Genomic DNA, 26,309 nt, shown 5'->3' on the forward strand with positions numbered 1-26,309 from the left:
CGCCGAGGCGGTGCGCCCGGGCTCGTGGTGCGGGCGCACCGCCGGTTCAGGGGCGGGCCGGGGCCGGGTCGGCCTCGGTCGGGTGGGCGTCGGGGGTGTCGGCGGGCTTGCGCGGGGAGGGGATGAGGGAGGCGACCGCGGCGGAGACGAGGGCGACGCCGCAGCCGATCAGCAGACCGGTGCGGAAGCCGTTCTCAGAGGCGATGGTGTAGCCGCCCAGGGTGATGGTCATATGGGCCAGTACGACGCCGATCACGGCCGAACCGATCGTGGTGCCCAGCGAGCGCATCAGCGTGTTGAAGCCGTTGGCCGCGGCGGTCTCGGAGACCGGGACCGAGCTCATGATGAGCGCGGGCATGGAGCCGTAGGCGAGGGCGACGCCGCTGTTGATGACGATGCCGGAGAGCATGATGCCCCAGGCCGTGCCCATCAGCGGCAGCGCGAGCGCGTAGCCGACGGCCATCACCACGGCGCCGCAGGCGAGCGCGAGCTTCGGGCCGCGCGCGTTGATCAGCTTTCCGCCGAGCGGCGAGATCACCATCATCATGATGCCGCCGGGCGCGATCCACAGGCCCGCCGCGAGCATCGACTGGCCCAGCCCGAACCCGGTGGCCTTCGGGAACTGGAGCAGCTGCGGCGCGATCAGCATGAAGGAGTACATGCCGACGCCGATGAGGACCGACGCGGCGTTGGTGATCAGCACCCGCGGCCGGGCCGTGGTGCGCAGGTCGATCAGCGGGTCCCGGGTGCGCAGCTCCCAGAAGCCCCAGGCAGGCAGGGCGAGGACGGCGACGGCGAACAGCGCGAGCGTGGTGCCCGAGGCCCAGCCCCAGTCCGCGCCCTTGGAGATCGCCAGCAGCAGCGCCACCAGGCCGATCGCCAGCCCGATCGCGCCGAGCGCGTCGAAACGCTGCCCCCTGGCACCGGCCGGGACGTCCGGCACGACGACGAAGATCAGCACACCGACGATCACCGCGAGGGCGGCCGATCCCCAGAAGAGCAGCTGCCAGTCGGCGTACTGCGCGACCGCAGCCGCCAGCGGCAGCCCGATCGCGCCGCCGATGCCCATGGACGCGCTGACCAGGGCGATGGAGCCGCTGAGCTTCTCCACGGGCAGGACGTCCCGCAGCAGCGCGATGCCCAGCGGGATCATGCCCATGCCCATGCCCTGAAGGCCGCGTCCGACGATCATCGGCACGACGGACGTGGACAGCGCGCACACCACCGAGCCGATCACCAGCGGCACCACACAGATCAGCATCATCCGCCGCTTGCCCACGAGATCGCCGAGGCGCCCGGACACCGGCACGCAGACCCCGCCGACGAGCAGGGTGACCGTGACCACCCAGGCGGCGTTCGACGACGAGGTGTGCAGGATCCGGGGCAGTTCGGCGATGAGCGGGGTCACCAGGGTCTGCATGATCGCGGCGACGGTTCCGGCCAGTGCCAGGGCGGCGACGACACCGCCCGTTCTGCGGCTCGGCTGCGGGGCATCCATGGGTGACTCCTCGATTCGTCCGGTCGTCCGGGGCCGGCGGGGCACCGGGATGTGCATGAGGCACATCTGTCGATATGCATCATGCACATCGTATGCAGTATTCATATCGCATGTGCCATGCATGCCGCTGCCCGCCTGCGGACCTTCGCCGCCCGGCCCTGAGATACGGTCGACTTCTGAAGGAGGCACGTACATGGGGAAGCCGTCGCACCTGGTCGAGTTCGAGCACATGGTGCTCGGGCGGCATCAGCTGAGCAGTACCACCCGCCGGCATCAGGAAGGCCGGATGGAGCGGAGCGCGTACATCATGCTGAGCCGGATCGAGGTCCAGGGGCCGATGTCGATCGGGCAGCTCAGCGACGCCTTCCAGCTCGACGTCTCCACCGTCAACCGGCAGACCGCGCACGCGATGCGGGCCGGGCTCCTGGAGCGGATCCCCGACCCCGAGGGGGGCATGGCCCGCAAGTTCCGGCTGACTGGGGAGGGTGAGCGCAAGCTGCGCGAGGAGCGCGAGCTGCACGTGCAGGACCTGGACCGGGTCTTCGAGGACTGGTCGGCCGACGACGTGGAGAACTTTGCCCGCTACCTCCAGCGGTTCAACACGAGCGTGGAGCGGATCACCGGCCAGCCGTGGCCGCGGTCGTGAGCCCCGTCCCGGGCGGGCCGTCGGGATCCGGTCGGCTAGCTGACGGCGGCGGCGGTGTCCGTGTCGAAGGCGCGCATCCGGCGCAGCGGGGAGCACAGCAGGACCAGCGGGGTCGCCGACAGGGCCGCCGTCAGGAACCACAACGCGCCCCGCACTCCCGCCACCTGGCCGAGACCACCGGCGAGCAGACCGCTGAGCGGCAGGACGCCCCAGACCAGGAAGCGCATGGTCGCCGTCATCCGGCCCAGCAGATGCGGGGGGCAGACCGTCTGCCGGTAGGTGACCTGGCAGATGTTGTACGTCGTGACACCGGCCGACTGGATCAGGGCGCCGAGCACGAACAGGGCGATGCGCCAGCCGTGGCCGGTCAGCGGGAGCAGCAGCCCGAACGGCATCGTGACCAGCAGGGAGAGCCAGGTGAGCCGGGCCTCGCCGAGGGCGCGGGAGAGGCGCTCGGTGACCAGCGCGGCGAGCATCGAGCCGACGCCCGCCGTGGTGAGCACCCAGCCGACCGCGGCCGGCTCCAGGCCCACCGTGCGGGTCAGGAACAGCGTCTCCAGGGCGAAGATCCCGCTGAGGAAGAGATTGACGGACGCCGTGCTGAGGGCGATCACCCGCAGGATCGGGTTGCGCAGCACATGGTGCAGGCCCTCGCGGATCTCGTGCAGGAGCCGGCCGCGTCCGGCGGGCGACGGCCGCTCCTCCCGTGCCTCGATCTTGCCCAGCAGGGCGGCGGAGATCAGGGAGGTGACGGCCTGCCCGGCCAAGGTGCCGACCGCGCCGAGGAGTTGGACGAAGAAGCCCGCGATGCCGGGACCGGCCAGCTCGGCCGTCGAACGCACCGTCTCCAGACGGGAGTTGCCGCTCACCAAGGTCGAGCGGCCGACCAGGGTGGGCAGATAGCTCTGGTCGGCCACATCGCCGAACAGCCGGGCGCAGCCCAGCAGCAGGGCCACGACGTACAGCAGCGGCATGGAGTGCAGATCCAGCAGCCAGGCCACCGGCACCGCGGTGAGCAGCACCGCACGGGTCAGATCGGCGGCGATCATGACATTGCGGCGCCGCATCCGGTCGACCCAGGCCCCGGCGGGCAGCCCGAACAGCAGGAACGCCGCCTGCTCGGCCGCGGCGAGCAGACCGGCCTGCCACGCCGAGGCGTGCAGGGTCAGCACGGCGGTGAGGGGGAGGGCGACGTACGTGATGTTGTTGCCGAGCTCGTTGCAGATGTGCGACGCCATGAACCGGCGGAAGTCGCGCCGCTGCCGGGGGGAGGGGGCGGAGTCCTCGGGTTCGGCGGCGGTGGCCGATTCTGCCTCGGCGGGGTCGGATACGGCGGCGGTGTCGTCCGGGTCGGTGGCGGGGCCGGACGCGGCCGTGGGCTGGGACACGAGAGACGTTCCTTGTCTGGTGGAGGGCGGCGGGCGCCGCGCGATGACCGAAAGCGGTGCGGCTGGTCCGGCGTCGGTGTCAGCCGACGGCGATCTCGGGCAGGGCCCGCGGATCGAGCTTGCCGCCCGGGGTGCGGGGGAGCCGGGGCAGGACGGTGAGATGGGCCGGGACGAGGTGGGCCGGGACGCGGGCGCTCAGCACCCGGCGCAGCTCGGCGGCGTCCGGGGTCCGGCCAGGCGCGGCGGCGACATAGGCCGCCACCTGGACCTCGCCCAGATGCGTCACCGCGCGGGCGACCACGTCCACCACGTCCGGCAGCGCACCGACCGCCGCCTCCACCTCCTTGAGCTCCACCCGGTGGCCGCGCACCTTGACCTGGTCGTCGGCGCGGCCGAGGAAGCGGAGCGCCCCGTCGGCGGACCGGCGCACCCGGTCGCCCGTCCGGTACATCCGCTGCCCCGGCTCCTCGGCGAACGGGTCGGGCACGAAGCGTTCCGCCGTCAGCGCGGCCCTGCCGTGGTAGCCGCGCGCCAAGCACGCGCCGGACAGATACAGTTCGCCCGCCTCCCCCTCCGCCGCCTCCGTCAGCTCCTCGTCCAGGACATACGCTCGCACACCGGGCAGCGGCACACCGAGCGGAATCACCTCGTCGTCGGCGGCGCCGTCGAGCGCGGCGGGGTGGGCCTCGTGGCACGTCGCGGTGATCGTCGACTCGGTGAGGCCGTACGCGCTGGTCACCGGCGGGCCGCCCGCGCCGTACCAGCGGCGCAGGTCCGCGGTGCGCCCGGCGTCGCTGCCGATCACCACCCGGCGCAGGGACGCGGGCAGCGGCCGGGGCCGGCGCTCGACGTCCTTGGCCCACTGCGCCCAGTAGGGGGTGGGCAGATTGACGACGCTGATCCGCTGCCCCGCGAGGAAGGGTTCGAGTTCGCCGGGAGAGACCATGTTGTCGGCGACGAACACCGCGGCGCCGCCCGTGCACCAGGTGGGCAGGGCCTCTTCGAGGGACACGTCGAAGGCGGGCGCGGCGAACTGGAGCACCCGGTCGGTGCCGGACAGGCCGTAGCGCTCGGCGAGCACGCGGGTCTGCCGGGCGAGGCCGGGGTGCCCGACCGCGACCGGCTTGGGCGCCCCGGTGGAGCCGGAGGTGAACAGGACGTAGGCGAGGGCCCCGGGCGCGGGCCGTACCGGGACGAAGTCCGCGCCGCGGGCCTCGGCCCCGGTGGTCGCCGCCCAGAACAGCTCGGTGCCGACGCGGAGTTGGAGATCGGCCGCGGCCGCGTGGTCCGCCGTGACCAGGTACCGGGTACCGGCGGCGGCCAGCAGGGTGCGCAGCCGCTCGTCGGGCGTCGCCGGGTCGGCGAGCAGCAGCGCGGCACCGGAGTACCAGATGCCCAGCACGGCGACCGCCCAGTCGGCGCCCCGGCCCACGCCGACCAGCACCGTGTCCTCGGGACCCGCACCGGCGGCGGCCAGCTCATGGGCCACCGCGCGCGCCCGTTGGTCGAGTTGACGGTACGTCAGCTCTCCCTCGGGTCCGAGCACCGCCGTGGCGTCGGGGGTCGCCGCCGCCTGCCGGGCGATGAGCAGCGGTACGGGAAGCTCGGTGGCGGTGGTCATGCGGGATCTCCTGGTCGGTACGGCCGGACCGGGGCACGTCGAGGACACGGTCGGATACGAGGTCGGTCCGCTGGGGGCGGCCGCCGGTGGCGCGGGGCTCACGCGCCGTTCCTCGCGCGGGCCCGCAGGGCCGGGCGGGCCGGTGCCGGGCGGGCCGAGGCGAGCCGGGCGGCGATGCCCGCCGGGGTGGGCGTCTCGAACAGGTCGCGGATGGTCAGTTCGGCGCCGAGTTCGGTGCGCAGCCGGCCGGTCAGCCGGGTGGCGAGCAGCGAATGCCCGCCGTGCGCGAAGAAGTCGTCGTCCGGGCCCGCCTCGGACAGGCCGAGGACCGCCGCGAACAGGTCGCACACCTTCTGCTCGCCGGGGCCGGAGGGCGCCCGCCCGGCGGGGCGTGTGAGGCTCGCCGGATCCGGCAGCGCCTTGCGGTCCACCTTGCCGTTCGTGGTGAGCGGCAGCGCGGGCAGCCGCAGCAGCAGCGAGGGGACCATGTAGTTCGGCAGGGTGTGGGAGAGCGCCGCGCGGATCTCGTCCGGGGTGGCGGTGCCGGTGACGTAGCCGATCAGCCGCTGCTGTCCCGCGCCGTCCCGGTCCACCGCCACGACCGCGTCGCCGACACCGGGCGCGGCACGCAACGCCGTTTCCACCTCGCCCAGTTCGATGCGGTTGCCGCGGATCTTGACCTGGTGGTCCTGGCGGCCGAGGAAGTCCAGCTGTCCGTCGGCGCGCAGCCGGGCCAGGTCGCCGGTGCGGTACATCCGGGCGCCGGGCTCGGGGGCGAAGGGATCGGGGACGTAGCGTTCGCTGCTGCGCCGGGGATCGTTCAGGTAGCCGGGTCCGACGCCGGTCCCGGCGATGAACAACTCCCCGGGCACACCGGGCGGTACGGGTGCGAGGGACGGGTCGAGGATGTACAGCCGGTTGTTGCGCAGCGGCCGGCCGACGGGCAACCTGCCCTGTTCCAGCTGGGCTTGGACGTCCCGGGTGATCAGGGCGTGGGTGTTGTCGTCCGAGCACTCGGTGAGGCCGTAGGCGTTGACGATCGCCGCGTCCGGGTGGCGGTCGTACCAGCGCTCGCACAGCTCGGGCGGCAGCACCTCGCCGTTGACGATGAACCAGCGCAGCGACGGGAGTTCGGGCGCCGGGGTGCCGGAGTCCCACAGGTCGAGGGCCGCGCGGACGAAGGAGGGCACGGTCTCCATCACGGTGACGCCGTGCTCGGCGACGGCGGCGAAGAGCACCGCCGGATCGCGGGCGACATCACGGGAGACCAGGTGCACCCGGCCCCCGGTGATCAGCGGCGCGAGCATCTGCCACACCGAGATGTCGAAGGTGAGCGGCGCGTTCATCACCACCCGGTCGGCGGGCGTCAGATGGAGGTCGTCCAGCTTGGCGAGCAGATGGTTGTTCATGCCGCGCCGGTGCACCATGGCGCCCTTGGGACGGCCGGTGGAGCCGGAGGTGAAGCAGATGTAGGCGAGCGCGTCGCGGCCACCGGCGGTCGGCGGCGGCACGGGAGCCGCCTGCGGCTCCGCGTCGTCGAGGGAGTCGTCGAGGAACAGCAGCCGTACGGCGGGCACCGCGGCGGCGATCTCCTCGGCGCGGGCCCGCTGTTCGGGGGCGGCCAGCAGCCAGCTCACGCCGCCCGCGGCCAGCAGGTCGGCGGTGCGCACCACCGGACCCTCGGGGTCGAGCGGCACATAGGCGGCGCCGGCACCGAGGATGCCGAGCACGGCGACCGGCACCCGGGCGGTCGGCTCGCTGAGCACCGCGACCAGATCGCCCTCGGCCGCTCCCTCGGCGCGCAGCCGCAGCGCGAGCGCGTCGGCGCGGGCGACCAGCTCGGCGTACGTGTGCGCCCGGCCGGAGTCGTCGGTGACCGCCACGGCGTCCGGGCGCAGCTCCGCCTGACGCCGTACCCGGTCGGTGACCTCGGCGAAGTCCTCGTCGCGGGCGGTGTCGTTGAAGTCCACCAGGACACGGTGGCGCTCGGCCGGGGACAGCAGGTCGACGGAGCCGGCCGGGCGGTCCGGGTCGTCGGCGACGGCCGACAGGAGCCGGACCAGGCGGTCCAGCAGGGCCTGGGCGTCCTCGGTGTCGAAGACGTCCGGCCGGTGGTCGATCTGGAGGCGCAGCCGCTCGCCGGGGATGGCGGTGAGGGCGAGCGGGTAGTGCGCCGCGTCGTGCGGGTCGACCCCGGTGACGCGGAGGTCGCCCGTGGACAGCGCGGACAGCGAGGCGAGCCCCTCGGCGTCCACCTGGTAGTTCTGGAACGCGACACAGGAGTCGAACAACTCGCCTGCGTCGGCGGTGCGTTGGATCTCGGTCAGGCCGAGGTGATGGTGCTCGATCAGGCTCGCCTGTTCGTCCTGGAGACGGGTGAACAGGCCCATCAGGGACTCGGCGGGGTCGATACGGACCCGCACCGGCACGGTGTTGAGGCACAGGCCGACGATGTCGGCGACGCCGGGCAGTTCGGGGGAGCGGCCGCTGACGACCGCGCCGAAGACCACGTCGTAGGAGCGCAGCCGGTTGCCGAGCAGCAGCGCCCACGCGCCCTGGAGCAGGGTGCCCGGGGTGATCCGGTGGGACCGGGCGAGCGCGGTGAGCCGCTCCGTCAGGGACGGCGCGAGCACGGTCTCGACCCGGTGCGGCAGCAGCCCGGCGGGGGCCGCGGAGACCGGGGCGGTACGGGTGCCTCCGGCGAGCCCGGCCAGCGCGCGGCCCCAGGCGTCCCGGGCCGCGTCGGTGTCCCGGGTGCCGAGCCAGCGCAGGAACGACGCGTAGGGCGTGACCGGCGGCAGCGCGGCCGCGTCGGGTCCGGCGTCGTGCAGGGCCAGCAGCTCCCGCACCAGGACGGGCCACGACCAGCCGTCCAGCAGGATGTGATGGTACGTCAGCAGCAGCCGGTGGCTGAGCGGGCCGGTGCGTACGAGGGTGAAGCGCAGCAGCGGCGGCCGGGCCAGGTCGAAGCGGCGGGCCCGGTCCTCGGCCAGCAGCGTCTCGATGGCGGTCGCCTGCTCCGCCGCGCCGAGTCCGCTGAGATCCGTCTCGGCCCACGGCACCTGGACGTCACGCCGTACGACCTGCGCGGGCTCCCCGGAGGCGCGGCGCAGGAACCCGGCGCGCAGGTTGGCGTGGCGCCGCAGCACCGCGTCGGCGGCGGCCCGCAACCGCCCGGCGTCGAGGGGACCGGTCAGGTCCAGGAGCAACTGGGCGACGTAGACGTCCCGTTCGTCCTCGTCGTACAGCGCGTGGAAGAGGATGCCCTCCTGGAGCGGGGAGAGGGGCAGAACGTCCTCGACGCGGGAGGCGGCAGGGGAGGCGGCCGGGGAAGCGGCGGAGGAAGGGGCGGGGGAAGGGGCGGGGGCGCTCGGGTCCGCGGGGGCGGCGGTTTCGCTCACGGTGTGTTTCCTTGTCGGTTCTCAGGCGGGACGGCCGCGGCGGGCGCGGCGCACGATCGGCGGTTCCGGCGCGGCGGCGGACTCGGCGGTGGCCAGGGCGAGTTCGGCGACGGTGGGTCCGGCGAAGAAGCGGCGGACGGTGACCGCGGCGCCGAGGCCGGAGCGGATCTCCGACAGCAGCCGGGTGGCGAGCAGCGAGTGCCCGCCGAGCTCGAAGAAGTTGTCGTGGACGCCCACGCGGTCGGCGCCCAGCAGCTGCTCCCACAGGGCGGCGAGCGCCCGTTCGGTCTCGTCGCGCGGCGCCTCGTAGGGCCGTTCGGCGGCGACCGGGGTGGGGGAGGGCAGCGCGGCCAGATCGGTCTTGCCGTTCGCCGTGACCGGGAAGCGGTCCAGCACCGTGATGGTCAACGGCACCATGTAGTCGGGCAGTTCGGACCGCAGATACCGGCGCAGCCCCGCCGGGTCGGGGGCGGCGCCCGCGGCGGGCACCGCGTACCCGGCGAGGGCGGGTCCGGCCGCGGTGGGCACGACGGTCACGGCGGCCCGGCCGACGGAGGGATGCCCGGCGAGCACGTTCTCGATCTCGCCCGGTTCGATGCGCAGCCCGCGGATCTTGACCTGGCGGTCGGCCCGCCCGAGGTACTCGACCTGCCCCGCGGTGTTCCACCGGGCGAGGTCGCCGGTGCGGTACATCCGGGCGCCGGGCGGCCCCGCCGGGCAGGCGACGAACCGTTCGGCGGTGAGCCCGGGACGGCCCAGATAGCCCTGCGCGAGGCCCGCCCCGGCGATGTACAGCTCGCCGGTCACACCGGGCGGCACCGGGGCGAGCCGGTCGTCGAGGATGTGCAGGCAAGTGCCGTCCAGGGGGCGGCCGATGGGCACCTGCCCGTCCCGGAGCGGCGCCCCGGGCGCCACCGCGAACGTGGCGGCGAAGGTGGTCGTCTCGGTCGGCCCGTACGCGTTGGTGACGGTGGTGCCGGGGCAGTGCTCGCGGACCCGCCGGACGGCCGCGGGGGAGGCCGCCTCGCCGCCGGTCATCACCTCGACCAGCGTGGCCAGCCGCTCCGGGCAGCGGTCGGCGAGCTCGTTGAACAGCGTGGCCGTCAGGAACGTGCCGGTGACCCGCTGCTCCGCCATGAGGGCGGCGAGGGCGGGGACGTCCAGGTCGCCGGGCGGGGCGATGACCACGAGGCCGCCGTTCAGCAGCGGCACCCACAACTCGTAGGTGGAGGCGTCGAAGGCGTGCGGGGAGCGGAAGAGGACCCGCTCATGGGCGCCGCCGCGCCAACGGCGGTCCAAGGCGAGGGCGACGACCTCCCGGTGCGAGACGGCGACGCCCTTGGGGGTGCCCGTCGAGCCGGAGGTGTACATCACGTAGGCGAGGCCGTCGGGGTGGCCGCCGACGCGGTCCGGGAGGCCGTCGCCCTCGCTGCTGTCGTCGTTGTCGTCCACGCGCAGGATGTGCCGTACGCCGAGGTCGGGGGCGGCTCCGGCGTCGGTGATCAGCACGGCCGCCCCGGCCTCGGCGACGATCGCCGTCGAACGGGCCAGGGGGGCGGCCGCGTCCAGCGGGAGGTAGGCCGCCCCGGCCTTCAGCACCCCGAGGGTGGCCGCGATCAGCTCCACCGAGCGGTCCATCAGCACCGCGACGGTGTCGCCGTGCCGCACACCCAGTCGGGCGAGTCGCGCGGCCAACCGGTCGGAGAGCGCGTCGAGTTCACCGTAGGTGGCCTCGCGTCCCGCGCAGACGGCGGCCGTCCGCTCCGGGTGGTCGGCGGCCCGCGCGCCGAACAGGGCGTCCACGGTGGCGGCGTGGGGCTGCGCGGGGGCGCCCTGCCAGCCGTGCAGGAGGTCCGCGTGCTCGGCGGGGGTCAGCAGGTCGAGGGCGCCGATGGGGGCGGCCGGTTCCTGGACGACGGCGGCGGCGAGGCGGACCAGGCGGTCGAGGAGCCGCTGGGCGGTCTCGGCGTCGAAGAGGTCGGCGGCGTATTCGAGGGCCAGGCCGATCCCGGCGGGCGCGCCGCTCGCGGGGTCGTGGCGCTCGTCCACCTCCAGGGTCAGATCGAACTTCGCGGTCTCGGTGCGCACCGCCTCCGTCCGCACCCGCAGTCCCGGGAAGACCGGCTCGTCGTGCGCGTCCCGCTGGCTCGCCACCGCGATCTGGAAGAGGGGGTGACGGCCGGGCGAGCGCGGCGGGTTGAGCCGCTCGACCAGCGCGTCGAAGGGCAGGTCGCGGTGGGCGTGGGCGTCGAGCACGGCGTCGCGGACCCGGTCGAGCACCTCGGTGAAGGCGGGGTCGCCCGAGGTGTCGGCCCGCACCACCACGGTGTCGACGAACAGGCCGACGAGATCGTGCAGGGCCTCGTCGTCGCGGCCGTCCACCGGGCAGCCCAGGGGCAGGTCGGTGCCCGCGCCGAGCCGGGTGAGCAGCGCGGCGAAGGCCGCCTGGACGGCCATGAACGGCGTGGCGTGCCGCTCCCGGGCCAGCGCGGCGAGCCCCGCGTGCACCTCGGCACCGGCCTCGGCGCTCACCACGGCGCCGCGGTACGAGGCGACGGCGGGACGCGGCCGGTCGGTGGGCAGCGCGTGCTCCTCGGGCAGGCCCGCCAGCACACCCGTCCAGTGGGCGAGTTGCCGCGCGTGCAGCGAGTCCGGGTCCGCCGCGTCGCCCAGCACCTCCTGCTGCCACAGGGCGAAGTCCGGGTACTGCACGGGGAGTTCCGGCCACCCCGGATCGCCGCCCAGCACTCGGGCGGTGTAGGCGGCGGCCAGGTCGTGGACGAGGACGTCGAGCGAGGCGCCGTCGCCCGCGATGTGGTGCAGCACCAGCAGCAGCTGGTGCTCGTCGGCCTCGTCGGTGAACAGGTGGGCACGCAGGGGGACTTCGGCGGCCACGTCGAAGGGGCGTCCGGCGGATGAGCGCGCCCGCTCCCCGTGTTCGGCGGCGGGGCAGACCGTGACGGTCAGGTCCGGTGCGGCGCCCGGCTCCAGGACGTGCTGGCGGGGGCGGCCGTCCTCGTCGGGGAACACGGTCCGCAGGGCCTCGTGCCGGTCGGTCACATCGGCGAGGGCGGCGGCGAGGGCGGCGCGGTCGAGGTCGCCCCGCAGGCGCAGCCCCACGGGGATGTTGTGCAGGCCGGACGGGTCGCCGTCGCGGCACAGGAACCACAGACGGCGCTGGGCGTGGGACAGGGGGATCACAGCAGATCTCCGAGCTGGGATTCAAAGGCGTCGAGGTCGGCCTGGCTGAGGCCGGTGAGGGACACGTCGGAGGGGGTCAGCCCGGCGGCGCCGGGCAGCGCGGTGTGCCGGGCGAGGGCCCGCAGCATCGCGAACCACTCCTCGGCCAGCGCCCGCACCCGGTCGGCCGGGTAGGCGTTGCCCGCCCAGGTCCAGGTGGCGCTGAGGGTGAGCCCGTCGGGGCCCTCGTGCGCGGCCGCGTTGACCTCGACGGCGTGCGCCATGGGCAGGCCCGCGTCGGCGTCGTCGAGGGCGAAGTCGTGCCCGGGGGCGGCGGCCCAGTCGGCGGTGTCGCCCATGGGGAAGCGGCCCAGGTAGTTGAAGCCGATCTCGGGGATGCCGAGGGCCGAAAGCCCCGGGCCGGTACGGCTGTTGCCGTAGCGCAGCAGGCCGTGCCCGATGCCGTGGTCGGGGATCGCCCGCAGCGTCTCCTTGACCTGGCGCAGGGCGGCTCCGACGGTGGCTCCACCGGCGCGGGCGTCGGCCAGATCGGGCAGCCCGAGGTCGAAGCGGACCGGGTACACGGTGGTGAACCAGCCGACGGTGCGGGACAGGTCCACGCCGTCGGTGATCTCCTCCCGTCCGTGCCCCTCGATGTCCACGAGCACCGCACCGCCGTCACCGTCCCCGGTGCCGGGCCGCCGCCAGGCCAGGACGGCGAGGGCGAGACCGGTCAGCAGGACGTCGTTGACCGTGCCGTTGACCAGCCCGGGTGCCAGGGTGAGCAGCGGCCCGGTGACGTCCGGGGGCAGGGTGAGGGTGTGCCGGTTGACGGCGCTCTCCGCGTCGAGCCGGTCCAACGCGCAGACCCCGCCCAGTGGTTCGGGTGCCGGGCGCAGGGTGTCGGTCCAGCGCGCGGCCTCCGCCATCCGGCGGCCCGAGGTGGCGTCGGCCCGCAGCAGGCCGGCCCAGTGCGCGAACGGGGTCGGCACCGGCGCCGGTTCGGGTGCGCGACCCGAGGCGAGCGCCTCCCAGCAGGAGCGCAGATCGTCCTGGAGGATGCGCCAGGACACCCCGTCGACGGCCAAGTGGTGGACGACCAGGGCGAGTCGGCCCTGCCGGGCGGGGCCGCGGCCGACGCGCACGGCGCGCAGCACGATCCCCTCGGCGGGCGCGAGCAGCCGCTGCGCTCTTCCCCTACACGACGCTCTTCCGATCTAGCAGCCGCCGCGCGGCCCGGACGCGCTCCGTCACCAGGCCGGGCAGCTCCTCGTCGGTGGCGGTGTCCGCCTCGATGTGCTCGATCAGCGCGCGGGCGTCGACGCTCCCCGGCGGCGGCACCGACGGCCCCGCGCCGGTCGGTTCCGCACCGGCCGTACTCCCAGGGGCCGCACCCGCGTCGATCGTGGCCGCGCCGCCGGGCACCCGCAGCCTGAGGATGTCATGGGTGTCCAGCAGGGCCTGTACGACGCGCACCGCGTCCTCGGCGCCGAAACCGGCCGGGGTGCGCAGCACGAGCGACTGGTTGTACGTGTCGACGGGACCGCCCAGCTCGCCGAGCCACGCCATGATCGGGGTCGGCGCGAACGGGCCGAGCCGGCGCGCGGTCCTGGCGGGCCCGGCGCCCGCACCGGGGCGGCCGACCGCGCGGGCACCGGCCGCCAGCGCGGCGACGGTCTCGCTGCGCAGCACCTCACGAGTGGTGACGAGGAGTCCGGCGGGGCGGGCGCGGCTGACGACCTGGATGGCCTGGATGCTGTCCCCGCCGAGCCCGGTGAAGCTCTGCCCCGGGTCGACGGCGGCCAGCCCGAGCACGTCCGCGATCAGCGCGCACAGCGTCCCGGTGGGATCCACCACGCCGGTTCCGCCGTCAACCCCGTTGTCGGCGAGGGTGGTTGTGGAGCGGTCGAGGTCAGTCACGGGCCGGGTTCCCGGCGAGGGCGGCCACCAGGGACGCGGGCCGCATGTCGGTCCAGTTCCGCTCCACGTGGTCGAGGCAGCTCTGCCGCGGCGCGGGCCCGTGCACCCGCGTCCAGCCCGCCGGGACGGCCGCGGTGGCGGGCCACAGGGCGTGCTGGAGCTCGTCGTTGCGGACGACCAGGTAGTCGGCGTTGTCGTTCTCGAAGGGGTTGCTCATGGCAGGTCCTCGGGGTGTCCGTTCCGGGTGCCGTACGGGTCGTACGACGGGATGGTGGGGAGGTGGCTAGGGACGGGGACCGGTGTCGACGCTGAGCCGCACCAGGCGGCGCGCCTCGTCCAGCGCCGCCGTCACCCGCTCCGGCGTCGGATGGCCGGCGATGACGTGCCCGATCCGGTCTCCGGCGCTGCGCGGGCGCCGTACGGCCGTGCCGGGCGCGGCGGTGACCGTGACCGCCTCGACGTCCGGCACGGCGGCGGCCTCCTGGGTCCCGTCGACGGCGTCGAGGACCCCGTCGGCGTCGGGCAGCAGGAACTGGATGCCCGCGTGGGCGTCCTGGGCGGGCTTGAGCGCGGGGGCGAGCCCGACGGCGGTGCGCAGCTGCTGTTCGAGCAGGTCGACGCCGGTGGCCAGCCGGATCAGTTCGGGGATCATGCCGCCCGCGGGGCGCGGGTTGATCTCGATGACGGCGGGGCCCCGGGCGGTGAGCTTCACCTCGGTGTGGGTGGCGCCCAGCCGTATCCCGGCCGCGTCCAGGGCGGCGGTCACGGTCTCGGTGATCCGCTGGGCCGTCTCGGCTGGCAGCGGGGCCGGGAAGAGGTGCCGGTGCTCCACGAAGTGCGGGGTGCCGGTCACGGACTTCTCGGTGATGCCGACGCACTCGGCGCGGCCGTCCCAGGTGAACATCTCCACGCTGTACTCGGGGGCGTCCAGGTACTCCTCCACGAGGACCGTGCGCGCGGTCGGCATGCCCCGGACATTGGTGGTCACGGCGAGGACCCGCTCGGCGTGGGCGGTGGCCGTGGCCTCGTCGGCGCAGAGCAGGACGTTCACGGAACCGGAGTCGTCGGCGGGCTTGACCACACAGGGCAGCCCGGTCCGGGCCACGGCGGCGGCCACCTCGGACGCGTCACGGACGACGGCGTACCGCGGCTGGCGCACCCCGGCGCTCTCCAGCAGAGCCCGCAGCGCCGACTTGTCACGGCACGCGGTCACGGCCTCGGGCGGATTGCCGGGCAGCCCGAGCCAGCGGGCCAGGCGCGCGGCGGCGGGGACGTAGAAGTCGCTGGTGGTGGTGATGCCCGCGATCTCCTCGCGGCGGAAGCGGTCCTGGACGGCGGCGCGCAGGGCGGCGTCCGAGTTGGTGTCGCAGCGGATCACCTCGGCGCCGGTGGCGGCGAGCCCCCGGTACCGGTCGGGGTCACCCGTCAACAGCACCGGCACGGTGCCCAGTTCCGCGCGGGCCAGCTCCAGGGCGAGCATGCCCGTGCCGGTGGTGTTGGACTCCACGAAGACCAGATGCCGCAGCAGTTCCTCGGGGGCGCGGAACGGCTGCCGGGACCAGCTCAGCGCGGTCTGCCCGGCCGGAATCACGGACGGCCCCCCGGGCGCCGGGAGTTCGTGCAACCGGTGGGTGTCCCAGTGCTCGTCGCTGTAGACGGTGTCGGCGTACCGGTCGCCGCGGTCGGGCATGATGCCGACGATGCGCGAGCCCGGTTCGGCCCGCTCGGCGAGGTCGCCGAGGACGCGGTAGACCGAGCCGGAGGTGTTGCCCGCGAAGATCTGCTGCTCCCGGGCGAGGTCCCGGGTGGCGGCGAACGCCTCGTGGTCGTTGAGCCAGTGCACCTCGTCGATGAGCGAGCGGTCCAGGTTCTTCGGCAGCAGGCTGTTGCCGAGGCCGCTCTGCAGCCGCTGCGGCACATCGGGCTGCCCGAACAGGGCGCTGCCCACGCAGTCGACGCCCACCACCGTCACGCCGGGCAGGCTCTCCCGCAGGGCACGGGAGGTGCCGCACAGCGATCCGCCGCTGCCGACCGCCCCGACGACGGTGTCGATGTGCCCCAGGTCGGCCAGCAGTTCACCCGCCAACTCCCGGTAGGCGCCCGGGTTGTCGGGGTTGGTGTACTGCTGCGGCCAGAAGGCGCCGGGCAGTTCGGCCATCAGCTCCGCGAGCCGCTCCAGGCGGGCGGACTGCCAGCCGTGGCTGGTCATCGCCTCGACGATGTGCACCCGGCAGCCGAGGGCGCGCAGTTTGGCGAGGGTGACGGGATCGATGCGCGGATCGGTGACGATGTGCACCTCATGGCCGAGCGAGCGGCCGACGAGGGCGACACCGAGGGCCATGGTGCCGGACGAGCTCTCCACGACCGGCGCGTCCGGCCGCAGCGTGCCGAGGCGCCGGGCCTCCCGGATGATGTTGCGGGCGACGCGGTCCTTCATCGCGAAGAGGTTCTGGAGTTCCAGCTTGGCGTAGACCTCCACCCCGCGTGTCTCGCCGAGGCGCAGCCGGACCAGCGGTGTCCCGCCGATCGCGTCCGTCAGCGTGTCGAACAGCATGGTCAGATCTCCAGCTCGTGAGGGAGGGCGGAGGGTTCCGCGGCGGGATGGGATACGGGTACGGGGGCGGCGGGCCCGGTGGGCTGCCCGCGGTGCGGCCGGGTCCAGTCGTCGCCCGCGCCCAGCGAGCGGTGCACGGACACCTCGCCGCCAAGAGCCGTGCAACCGGCCCTGATGTGGGCGGACTTGGCGTCGAGTTCGGGGTCACCGGCTTCGAGGAGGACACCGAGCAGGGTGCCGCTGTGCGCGAGGACCAGGCCGAGCCCGCCGACCTCGGCGCACAGCACGCGCAGCCGGTCGAACCCGGGGCGCTCGCGCCGTCGGCCGTTCAACTCCGCGCTGCGGGTGGCCACTTCGCCCACGGACGGCAGGTCGCCTTCGGTGACGGCGGTGGTGAGCCGGTCGAGCAGCCGGGCGTACTCGCGCCGGTCCCCGGCCCCGATCGGACCGGCCGTGCGATTGTGGGCGACCGTGTCGACCTGCCCGCCCTCGTCATGCGCGACGACGGCGAACGGCGGCAGCGTGCCGAGCCTGCGGCCGAGGCGCACGCCCCGGTGGTGGAAGCAGACGATCTCGTCGTACATCACACCGTCGGCCGGTTCCACGCCCCGCAGGAACGCCTCGGTCTCGGCGGGGGAGAACGACCGCCCGAAGGCCGCGCCGACGGCTCGCACGGTGGCGACCAGGTCGGCCGACGAGCTGGCCATGCCCTTGCCCTCGGGCAGGTCACCGCCCAGTTCCAGCAGGCCGCCGTGGGTCACCCCGAGCGCGGACAGCACGGCCTCGGCGGTGCGCCGGGACTTGACCTTGTGCGCGGGCTCGATGCGCACGTCCGGCCGCCCGGGCCACGGGTGGAAGGCGGCGGTCGCCCACCTGGCCAGCGGGAACGTCACCAGGAAGTCGCCGTCCGGCTCGGGCAGCGCGCCCTGGAGGAGCTCCCCGAACGTACCGAAGGCGTGCCCGAGACCGGGTTCGAGGTCGGCCGCCGCGGCGGCCGGGCTGGAGAGCGGTGACGGCGGCATCAGCGGTCCCCCGCTTCCGCGCGTACGGCACCCTCGGCGGGGGCCGCCGTCGCCGTGAGCCCCAGCGCCCGGTCCGCCTCGGCGGCACCCGCGCGGACGGCCCACGACGCTCTTCCGATCTCCGCAGCTCCCAGGCGGCTCGCACCTCGGCGTACGCCGCCCGCTGGACGCGCAGCGCCTCGGCGACCGACTCGGGCCGCGCCGAACCCGCCGAGACCAGGCGGTCGAGCCCGCGCCGCACGTCGAAGGCGTCGGCGAGCAGCTCGCCCGGCGCGGTGAGCGTGACGGAGTGCTCGGCCGCCGCCTCGACCAGCAGCCCGGGCACGCCCGGGTGCGGCGGGGCACCGGCGCCGACGGCCCGCACGATGTACTTGCCGGCGATCACCTGGGCGGTGCGCCAGGGCACGCCCTCGGTCAGGGTGAGGGCGTTGGCGAGGCTGAACCCGCCCAGGAACTCCCGCTCGCACACCTCGCGCATCCGCGCCGCGCGGAAGGTGAGACGGCGCAGCACCTCGGTGAGCAGCCGGACGGTGCCGTGCGCCGAGTCGAAGGCGGCCAGCACATGGGTACCGGCCTCCTTGGAGACCTCGACCAGATTGCAGAACGGAGTGTTGCGCTGGCCCAGCAGCACATCCGTGTGGAAGGCGGTCAGATGGGCGGTGCGGCCCCGGATGCGTTCCAGCACGGGGTAGTTCTTCTTCTGCGGCATCGCCGAGGAGATGCCGGACAGTTCGTCGGGCAGCTCGATGAAGCCGTACTCGCTGCCGCCCCAGGTGAGCAGGTCGGTGGTGAAGCGGCTCAGGGCGGCGCCGAGCAGGCTGAGTTCGGCGGTGGCCTCGGCGCTCCAGCGGCGGGAGGCGACCGCGGTGAGCGCGTTGGACTGCGGGCGGTCGAAGCCGAGCAGCCGGGCCATCCGGACGCGGTCCCACGGCAGTTCCTGCCCGGCCATGGCACCCGCGCCGAGCGGGCAGGCGTCGATGCCGTCGTAGGCGGCCAGCAACCGGCGCTGGGTGTGCAGCACATGCTCGGAGAGCGCGGTGAGATGGAAGCCGGGGGTGATGATCTGGGCGGCCTGGAAGTGCGTGTACCCGGGCATGGGCAGCTCGCGGTTCTCCTCCGCGAGCTGTACGACGATCTCGCCGAGCTCCGCCAGGGCCCCGGCGAACGCGATGAGCCGCTCACGGCCGAACATCAACTGGGCGCACGCCTGGAGGTCGTTGCGGCTGCGGTCGACGTGCCAGCGCACGACCGGACGCGCGAGCCCCGCCTCGACATGCCGCTCGATCGCGAACGCGATGTCCGACATGTTGGCGTCGGGCCGGGCGCTGAGGGTGTCCGGGCCCACCCCGTCGAGGAGGGCGGCGACGGCGTGCGCCTCGTCCGTGTCGAGCAGTCCCATGCGGGCGTACTCGGCGGCGAGGGTCTTCTCGATGGCGACGTAGTGGTGCAGCAGATGGCGGGACTCGAACCGGAACTGCGGGGCGAGCACCTCCTCGTGCAGCAGTTCGCTCGGTCCGCCGCTGATGCGGCCGGTGAGTTCGGCGGCGGGTGCCGGGGACTGGCTCGTCACGTGACGGTGTCCGTTCTGTGGTGTGAGCGGGCGTGGCGCGAAAGGGCCGGTGGGCGCCTTCCGCGGGCGGGGCAGGGAGGGATCAGCGGTGGTCGGCCGCGGCCAGGGCGGCGCCGAGCGCGGCGGCCACGGCGAACACCCGCGGGGGCCGCACCAGTTGGTAGTGGTCGGCGTCGGCGTCGTACCGGATCAGACCGTCCGGGACCCGGTCGGCCCATCGCCGCGCCGAGCCGATCTCGGCGCCGGTCAGGCTCTGGTGGAAGTGGACGGGCCCCGGCGCGACCGGCGGCCGGTAGCGGACGGTGGCGAGCAGGCCGGTGCGGAAGACGGTGTAGTGCCGGACCAGGTCGTCGAAGTCCGGTCCCGTGTCCGGGAGATGGTCCGCCACGACCCGCAGCCGGGCCGGGGTGCCGGCCGCCGCGCGGAGTTCGGCGCGCAGCGCGGCACGGGCGTCCGCACCGGGGTCCGTCCCCGAGGAGCGCGCGAGATCGTCGTGGAACCACTCCAGCAGGGACACGTCGTCATCAGGGACGTCGACCGTCCCCGGGTAGGCCGTGTCCAGCAGCGTGAGCGTCCCGACGCGTTCCCCGGCGGCGCGCAGCTGATGGGCCATCTCGTAGGCGAGCAGCCCGCCGAAGGACCAGCCGGCCAGATGGTACGGGCCCTCGGGCCGGACCTGGCGCAGCGCGGCGAGATGGGCGGCGGCGAGTTCCTCGACGGTCGCCGGGGCACGGTCGTCCCCGTCCGGTCCCGCGCCCGTCAGGCCCGGGGCGGTGAGCCCGAACACCGGTCGCCCGGCGTCCAGTTCGGCCGCGAGGTCGCGGTAGCACAGGACCTGGCCGCCGATGGGGTGGACGAGGAAGAGCGGGTCCAGATCGCCGTCCGGGCGGATGCGGACGACCGTGTCCGGGCCGGCCGGTCGCCGCCGGGCGCGCAGCACCTCCGCCTGCCCGGCGACGGTCGGACGCTCCAGCACGGTGGAGACCGAAAGCCGTTGCCCGAACGCGTCGTTGAGGCGGCCGATGAGGCGCAGGGCGTCGATGGAGTGGCCGCCGGAGGCGAAGAAGTCGTCGTGGACGCCGACCGGTCCGGCGCCGAGCAGCTGTTCCCAGATCCCGGCGATCCGGGCCTCCGTCGCGTCGCGGGGCGGCTCGGGCGGGCTCTGGCGGAGCGCGCCCGCCGGGTCCGGCGCGGGCAGCGCGGCACGGTCGAGCTTGCCGTTCGGGGTGAGCGGCAGGGCGTCCAGCAGGACCCACGCCGACGGGACCATGTGGTCGGGAAGCAGGGCCCGGGCGTGCCGGACCAGCTCCTCCGTGCCGGTGCCGGTGCCGGTGCCGGTGCCGGTGTCTGTCCGCGCGCCCGTGCCCGTGGCGTCGGCACCGTCCTCGGCCGTCACCACGTACGCGACCAGCCGCTCCCCGCGCAGCAGCACGGCACAGCCGCGCACCGCCGGGTGTTCGCCGAGCACCGCCTCGATCTCCCCGGGCTCCACCCGGAAACCGCGGATCTTCATCTGGTGGTCGGTGCGGCCGGCGTACTCCAGGGCGCCGTCCGGCCGGTGCCGGGCCAGGTCACCCGTGCGGTACAGGCGGCGGGTGACCCCGTCGGCGCCGGTGTGCCGCACGAACCGCTCGGCGGTCAGATCCGGTCGGCCGTGGTAACCGAGCGCCAGCCCGACGCCCTCCAGGTACAGCTCGCCGGTGACGCCCAGCGGGACCTCGGCCAGGCGGGCGTCGAGCACATGGGTGCGCATGTTGGCGATGGGCCGCCCGATGGGCACGGTGTCGCCGTCGTCGGGCGCGCACCGCCAGGCCGTCACATCGACGGCCGCCTCGGTCGGGCCGTAGAGGTTGTGCAGCTCGACCCCGGGCAGCAGCTCGAAGAACCGGTTGCGTACGTCGGCGGGCAGGGCCTCGCCGCTGCACACGACCCGGGTGAGCCCGGCGGCCGACGCGACCGCCTCGGTGTCGTCCAGGAACACGGCCAGCATCGACGGCACGAAGTGCACGGTGCTGATCCGCTCGTCCCGCACGAGCCCGGCCAGATAGCCCGGGTCGCGCTGCCCGCCGGGCCGGGCGAGGACGAGGGTCGCACCGGTGAGCAGCGGCCAGAACAGCTCCCACACCGACACGTCGAACGTGTACGGCGTCTTCTGGAGCACCCGCTCACCGGCGACGAGCCCGTACGCGTCCTGCATCCACAACAGCCGGTTGGCGATGGCCCGATGGGACACCACGACGCCCTTGGGGGTGCCGGTGGAACCCGAGGTGAAGATCATGTACGCGGGGTCGTCGGGAGCCGCGGCCGGTACGGCGGTGCGCGGAGCCTCCAGCGGCCCGTCCGGTACGGCATCCGACTCGTCCGCCGGTACGACGACACGCACCTCGGCGTCCCGCAGCCGGGCGCCCCAGCCCCGGTCGGCGACGACCAGCCCGATCCCCGCCTCGGCCAGCAGGGACCGCACCCGCTGCTCGGGGTGCTCCGGGTCCAACGGCACATACGCGGCACCGCACTTGAGCACGGCGAGCAGGGCGACCGGCAGGGTCAGGGACCGCTCAAGCAGCAAGGCGACGAACGTGCCGGGACCGGCGCCGCGCTCCCGCAGTCGCTCGGCCAGCCGCTGTGCCGCCGCGTCGAGCGCCCGGTAACTCAGCTCGCCGCCCTCGAAGCGGACGGCCGAGGCATCCGGGGACAGCCGTACCTGACGATCGATCAACTCCGTGAGCATATGCGGCTCTTCGTACCGCTTCCCGGTGCTGTTCCACTCCGCGTACCGTCGGCGGTCCGCCACCGCAAGCAGGTCGGCGGCCAGGCAGTCCCGGTCCGGGGCGTCGGCGAGGGCCCGCAGCGCCGCCGTGTACGAGGCGTGGACCGCGGCCATCCGCTCGGCGGGGAAGCGGGCGGCGTCGTAGCGCAGCCCGAGTTCGAGCAGCCGGCCGTCGGGGCTGCGGGAGAACTCCGCGCCGAACGCGAAGTCCGTGTCGGCCTCGCCGATCTCGTCCAGCACGGTGAACGCGCCGTCGGCGGGGCCCTCCTGCTCGACGTGGAAGTGGGTGTAGTTGAAGAACGTCTCGAAGGGCGCGCTGCCACCGGCGGCGCGCACGATCTCCGCGAGCGGGAAGCGCCGGTGCTCGTGGACGGGCACCTCCAGGTCCGCGACCCGCCGGACGAACTCCCGCCAGCTCTCCGCGGTGAGGGCGACACGGAACGGCAGCGTGTTGAGGAACACGCCGACGACCTTGTCGCCGTCCGGCTCCTCCGCGCGCCCGTTGTGGACCACACCGGTGGTGATCTCGTCGCCGCCGCCCAGCAGCGCCATGACCCGGACATGCGTGGCGAGCAGGACGGTGCGCAGCGGCACGCCCAGCTCGGCGGCGCGCGCGGTGAGGCGCTCGTGCAGGTCGGCGGGGAGCGGCTCATGATGCCAGGACATCCGCGGCGCTGCGCCGACGGGACCGGTGCGGGGCAGCCGGGTCACGGTGGCGCCGGCCGTCTGCCCGGCCCAGAAGGACCGGTGCGCCGGATCGGCGAGGGCGGCGCGTTCGAGCGCGACGAAGGAGGCGAAGCGGGAGCGCGGCGCGGGGGCGGGCGCCGGCGCGTCCGCTCCGGCGCACAGACGGACGTACCGCGCACTGAGTTCGGTGAACAGGGAGCGTTCGCTCCAGCCGTCCACGATCGCGTGGTGTTCGGCGATGAAGAGCTGGAAGGCGGTGTCGGAGCGGCGCTGCACATGGAAGCGGATCAGCGGCGCCCGGTCCCAGGCGAACGGGCGGGTGCGCTCGGCCTCGTAGTGCCGGGCGACGGCCGCCTCCCGCGCCGCGTCGTCCAGGTCGCGCAGATCCTCGAAGGTGATCTCGGGGCGGGCGTCGCGGTGCACGAACTGGAGGGGTTCGCCGAAGCCGTGCAGATCGAAGGAGGTGCGCAGCATCTCGTGCCGGGCGGCGGCCTCGGCGACCGTCTGCCGCCAGGCGGCCTCGGACCAGGGCGCCCGGACGTGGTAGGCGGAGACGTTGTGGTAGACGCGCCCCGCGGCGGCCGGGAGATCGCTGTGGAAGAGCATCCCGGCCTGGAGCCGGGTCATCGGGTAGGCGTCGTCGAGCCCGTCCGGGAGCGCGGCCCGGTCCGCCTCGGTGAGCAGCGAGAACGGCTCGTACGACGGCGTCTCCTGCGCCGCGCCCGGGTCGTGGGCGACGGCCTCGGCCAGGCCGCGCACGGTCTGGTGCCGCATGAGGTCCACGACGCCGAAGCGCAGCCCGCGGTCCCGGGCCCGCGCCAGCACCTGGAGGGAGCGGATGGAGTCGCCGCCCAGCGCGAAGTAGTTGTCGAGGGCGCCGACCCGCTCGTGCCCGAGCACCTCCTGCCAGACCTCCGCGAGGGCGGTCTCGACGGGCCCGCTCGGCGGTTCGTACGCCGACCCGGGCGCGAGCGCACCGGTCGCCGTGCCCGGGACCGGCAGCGCGCGCCGGTCGACCTTGCCGTTGGCGGTCAGGGGGAGCACCGGGAGGGTGACAAGGGCGCCCGGGATCATATAGCCGGGGAGCCGGGCCGCCAGATGGGCGCGGAGGCCGTCCACCGTGAGGTCGCCCGGGGCGGAGCCGTCCGCCGCGGGGCTCTGCGCGGCCGGTACGACATACCCGGCCAGTACGGGGGTCCCGGTGGCGTCCGGGACGACCCGGGCGACGGCGGCGCCGACGCCGGGGTGCGCGGTGAGCGCCGCCTCGATCTCGCCGAGTTCGATACGGAAGCCCCGCAGCTTGACCTGGTCGTCGATGCGGCCGAGGTACTCCAGCTCGCCGTCGGCCCGCAGCCGTGCCAGGTCGCCGGTCCGGTACCGGCGCTCCCCGCAGGGTGCGGTGGGGAAGCGTTCCGCGGTCAGTTCCGGGCGGTTGAGATAGCCCCGGGCCAGGCCCGCCCCGGCGACGTACAGCTCACCGGCGGCGCCGCGCGGGACCGGGTCCCCGTGCCGGTCCAGCAGATGCAGCCGCAGGTCCGGGATGGGCACCCCGATGACGCTGCCCCGCCCCTGTGCCGCGTCCCGGGCGGTCAGCGGGCGGTAGGTGACATGCACCGTGGTCTCGGTGATGCCGTACATGTTGACCAGCCGGGGCGTGGTGTCGCCGTGCCGGTCGAACCAGCCGGTGAGCGCGCCGACATCGAGGGCCTCCCCGCCGAACACCACGTACCGCAGGGCGAGTTGCTGAGACGGCTCACCCGCTCCCTGGGCGTCCACCCGGTCGAGCTGATGGAAGGCGGACGGGGTCTGGTTGAGCACGGTGACCGCCTGCTCGCACAGCAGGCGGTGGAACTCCTCCGGTGACCGGCTGGTCTCGTACGGCACCACGACGAGCCGCCCGCCGTGCAGCAGCGCGCCCCACAACTCCCAGACGGAGAAGTCGAAGGCGATGGAGTGGAACAGCGTCCACACGTCCGCGGGGCCGAAGCCGAACCAGTGGTCGGTGGCGGAGAACAGCCGGGTGATGTTGCGGTGCGGGACCAGGGTGCCCTTGGGCCGGCCGGTGGAGCCGGAGGTGTAGATGACGTAGGCGAGATCGTCGGGCGTCACGCCGCTGTCCGGGGCGGTGCCGGGAAGTCCGGCGAGCCGGTCCGCGTCGGCCGTCAGATCGACCGCGTGCGGGGCCGCGGTCTCCCACAGCGGCCGGGTGGCGGTGGTGCCGACGACATGGCGGAGCCCGGCGTCGCCGATGATGTGCCGCAGCCGCTCCGGCGGGTTGTCCGGGTCGAGCGGAAGGTAGGCGCCGCCCGCCTTGAGGATGCCCAGCAGGCCGACGAGCAGCTCGGCGGAGCGCGGCGCGCACAGGCCCACCAGGGTGTCGGGTCCGACCCCGAGGTCGCGCAGCCGATGGGCCAACTGGTTGGCGCTGCGGTCGAGTTCGCCGTAGCTGAGGGCGCGGGCGCCGTCGGTGACGGCGATGGCGTCCGGGGTGCGGGCGGCGTGCTCGGCGAACACCTCGTGGGCGCAGCGCGGGGCGGCCGTCGCGGCCTCCTCGGGCAGGGCGGAGGCGAGCGGGCGCCGCTCCTCGTCGCCGAGCATGGGGAGTCGGCTGACGGGCAGTTCGGGCTCCGCGACGGCCGCGGCCAGCAGGCGCAGATAGTGCCGGGTGAACCGCTCGACGGTGGCGGCCTCGAACAGATCGGCGCGGTACTCCAGTCGGCAGCGGACGCCGTCCGCACCCCGTACGACATCGAAGGTGAGGTCGAACTTGGCGCTCCCGGCGGGGCCTTCGAGCAGCCGGGCGCGCGGGCCGGGCAGTGCCGCGGTGGTCTCCGCCTCGTCCTGGAAGCCGAACATGACGTCGAAGAGGGGCGCGCGGTCGGTGGTGCGCTCGGGGTTGAGGTGCTCGACGATCCGCTCGAAGGGCAGGTCCTGGTGGTCCTGGGCGTCCGCGACGGTGTCCCGCAGCCGCTTGAGGTGATCGCGGAAGCGGGGGTCGTCGGAGAGGTCGGAGCGGATCACCAGGGTGTTGACGAACAGCCCGACGGTGTCCTCGAACTCCTTGCGGTTGCGGTTGGCCACGGGCGTGCCGACCAGGATGTCCTCGCAGCCCGTGTAGCGGCCGAGGACGATCTGGAAGGCCGCCAGCATGGTCGTGTAGAGGGTGCTGTCGGTCTCCCGGCAGAGCCGGTTCAGCCGCTCCAGGACGTCCCCGGGGACCGCCGCCTCATGGAGGGCCGCGCCACGGGGCAGCGGCTCATCGCCGGTCCGGCGGTCCGTCGGCAGCCCCGCCGACGGCAGCTCGCCGCCCAACTGATCGGCCCAGTAGGCGAGCTGTCGCCCGGCGGCCGGACCGCTCAGCCATTCCTCCTGCCATTCGGAGAAATCGGCGTACTGGAACTCCGGCTCCTCCAGCGCGAATTCACCGCCCTCGGGTGAATGCACCGCGCCGGTGCGGGCCGCGTAATCGGTGAGCAGCTCCTTCAGCAGCAGCCCCGCCGACCACCCGTCACCGACGATGTGGTGCATTCCCAGCGCGAGTACGGCACCCTCTTCCCGGCGCAGCAGCGCGGCCCGGAAGAGCGGACCTGCCGCCAGATCGAAGGGCCGCTGGTGCTGGGCGTCCATCCAGCGCTCGGCGGCGCCGTCGCCCTGCTCCTCCGCCACCGACCAGTCCAGCGGTGCCGAGGCGTCGATGTGCTGCGTCAACTCCCCCTCGTCCAGCACGAACCGGGTGCGCAGCGCCTCGTGCCGGTCCAGCAGGCCCTGGGCGCACGCGCGGAGCACCTCGGCGTCCACGGCGCCGTCGAGCGCGCAGAAGACCGGCATGTGATAGGTCGGCCTGCCCTCCTCCATCTCCTGGAGGAAATACATCCGCTGCTGGGCCCGCGAAGCGCGGAAAACGCTGACCGACGGCTCGGTGAATGCTTCGGCCGTGACGTGAGTGGCCAAGTCGACTCCCTCGACCGCCACGCCTTTTGGACGTGCGGCACTGATCCCACTGGTTGGTGAGATCAACGCTAGGCGCGGGACGGGATGGAGATAAGTCCCGATCT

At 74.3% G+C, this 26,309-nt stretch carries 13 protein-coding genes; 1 reads left to right on the forward strand and 12 read right to left on the reverse strand.

Annotated features, from left to right (window positions below):
- Positions 1 to 46: 46 nt before the first annotated feature.
- The gene (locus ACLF5H_RS19925; protein WP_421677358.1) at positions 47 to 1,498 is read right to left on the reverse strand and encodes an MFS transporter; all 1,452 of its coding nucleotides are present in this window, start codon (positions 1,496 to 1,498) and stop codon (positions 47 to 49) included.
- A 193-nt stretch (positions 1,499 to 1,691) separates the two neighbouring features.
- On the opposite strand from ACLF5H_RS19925, the gene ACLF5H_RS19930 reads away from it, so the two are divergent.
- Positions 1,692 to 2,144 carry a MarR family winged helix-turn-helix transcriptional regulator gene (locus tag ACLF5H_RS19930; RefSeq protein ID WP_037654852.1) on the forward strand — a complete coding sequence of 151 codons (453 nt, stop codon included), beginning with the start codon at positions 1,692 to 1,694 and terminating at the stop codon, positions 2,142 to 2,144.
- Positions 2,145 to 2,179: 35 nt separating this feature from the next.
- Here ACLF5H_RS19930 and ACLF5H_RS19935 read toward each other — a convergent pair whose 3' ends face one another.
- The 11 genes from ACLF5H_RS19935 to ACLF5H_RS19985 form a co-directional block, all read right to left on the reverse strand.
- Positions 2,180 to 3,532: an MFS transporter gene (locus ACLF5H_RS19935; protein ID WP_421677359.1), complete on the reverse strand. Its 1,353-nt coding sequence runs from the start codon at positions 3,530 to 3,532 to the stop codon at positions 2,180 to 2,182.
- Positions 3,533 to 3,611: 79 nt separating this feature from the next.
- Positions 3,612 to 5,153, reverse strand: a complete 1,542-nt coding sequence (locus tag ACLF5H_RS19940; RefSeq protein ID WP_421677360.1) for an amino acid adenylation domain-containing protein — start codon at positions 5,151 to 5,153, stop codon at positions 3,612 to 3,614.
- A 98-nt stretch (positions 5,154 to 5,251) separates the two neighbouring features.
- A complete protein-coding gene (locus tag ACLF5H_RS19945) occupies positions 5,252 to 8,554 on the reverse strand; it encodes a non-ribosomal peptide synthetase (RefSeq protein WP_421677361.1) in 3,303 nt (1,100 codons plus the stop codon).
- 21 nt (positions 8,555 to 8,575) lie between these two features.
- A complete protein-coding gene (locus ACLF5H_RS19950) occupies positions 8,576 to 11,755 on the reverse strand; it encodes a non-ribosomal peptide synthetase (RefSeq protein ID WP_421677362.1) in 3,180 nt (1,059 codons plus the stop codon).
- The gene (locus ACLF5H_RS19955; RefSeq protein ID WP_421677363.1) at positions 11,752 to 12,891 is read right to left on the reverse strand and encodes a condensation domain-containing protein; all 1,140 of its coding nucleotides are present in this window, start codon (positions 12,889 to 12,891) and stop codon (positions 11,752 to 11,754) included. Before ACLF5H_RS19955 ends, ACLF5H_RS19950 begins: the two co-directional genes overlap by 4 nt.
- A gap of 40 nt (positions 12,892 to 12,931) precedes the next feature.
- Positions 12,932 to 13,654 (reverse strand): phosphopantetheine-binding protein, encoded by a 723-nt coding sequence (locus tag ACLF5H_RS19960; protein ID WP_421677364.1) that lies wholly within the window; start codon positions 13,652 to 13,654, stop codon positions 12,932 to 12,934.
- Positions 13,647 to 13,871: an MbtH family protein gene (locus ACLF5H_RS19965; protein ID WP_421677365.1), complete on the reverse strand. Its 225-nt coding sequence runs from the start codon at positions 13,869 to 13,871 to the stop codon at positions 13,647 to 13,649. The genes ACLF5H_RS19960 and ACLF5H_RS19965 overlap by 8 nt, the downstream gene beginning before the upstream one ends.
- 66 nt (positions 13,872 to 13,937) lie before the next feature.
- Positions 13,938 to 16,208, reverse strand: coding sequence for a pyridoxal-phosphate dependent enzyme (locus tag ACLF5H_RS19970; RefSeq protein WP_421677366.1), 2,271 nt, complete (start codon positions 16,206 to 16,208; stop codon positions 13,938 to 13,940).
- Positions 16,209 to 16,210: 2 nt separating this feature from the next.
- The gene (locus ACLF5H_RS19975) at positions 16,211 to 17,038 is read right to left on the reverse strand and encodes a kinase (protein WP_421677367.1); all 828 of its coding nucleotides are present in this window, start codon (positions 17,036 to 17,038) and stop codon (positions 16,211 to 16,213) included.
- The gene (locus ACLF5H_RS19980; RefSeq protein WP_421677368.1) at positions 16,935 to 18,800 is read right to left on the reverse strand and encodes an argininosuccinate lyase; all 1,866 of its coding nucleotides are present in this window, start codon (positions 18,798 to 18,800) and stop codon (positions 16,935 to 16,937) included. Before ACLF5H_RS19980 ends, ACLF5H_RS19975 begins: the two co-directional genes overlap by 104 nt.
- Positions 18,801 to 18,882: 82 nt before the next feature.
- A complete protein-coding gene (locus ACLF5H_RS19985; RefSeq protein ID WP_421677369.1) occupies positions 18,883 to 26,205 on the reverse strand; it encodes an amino acid adenylation domain-containing protein in 7,323 nt (2,440 codons plus the stop codon).
- Positions 26,206 to 26,309 lie beyond the last annotated feature (104 nt).

This window comes from Streptomyces sp. LaBMicrA B280 (assembly GCF_049222185.1).
In the GTDB taxonomy this organism is placed as follows: Bacteria; Actinomycetota; Actinomycetes; order Streptomycetales; family Streptomycetaceae; genus Streptomyces; species Streptomyces murinus.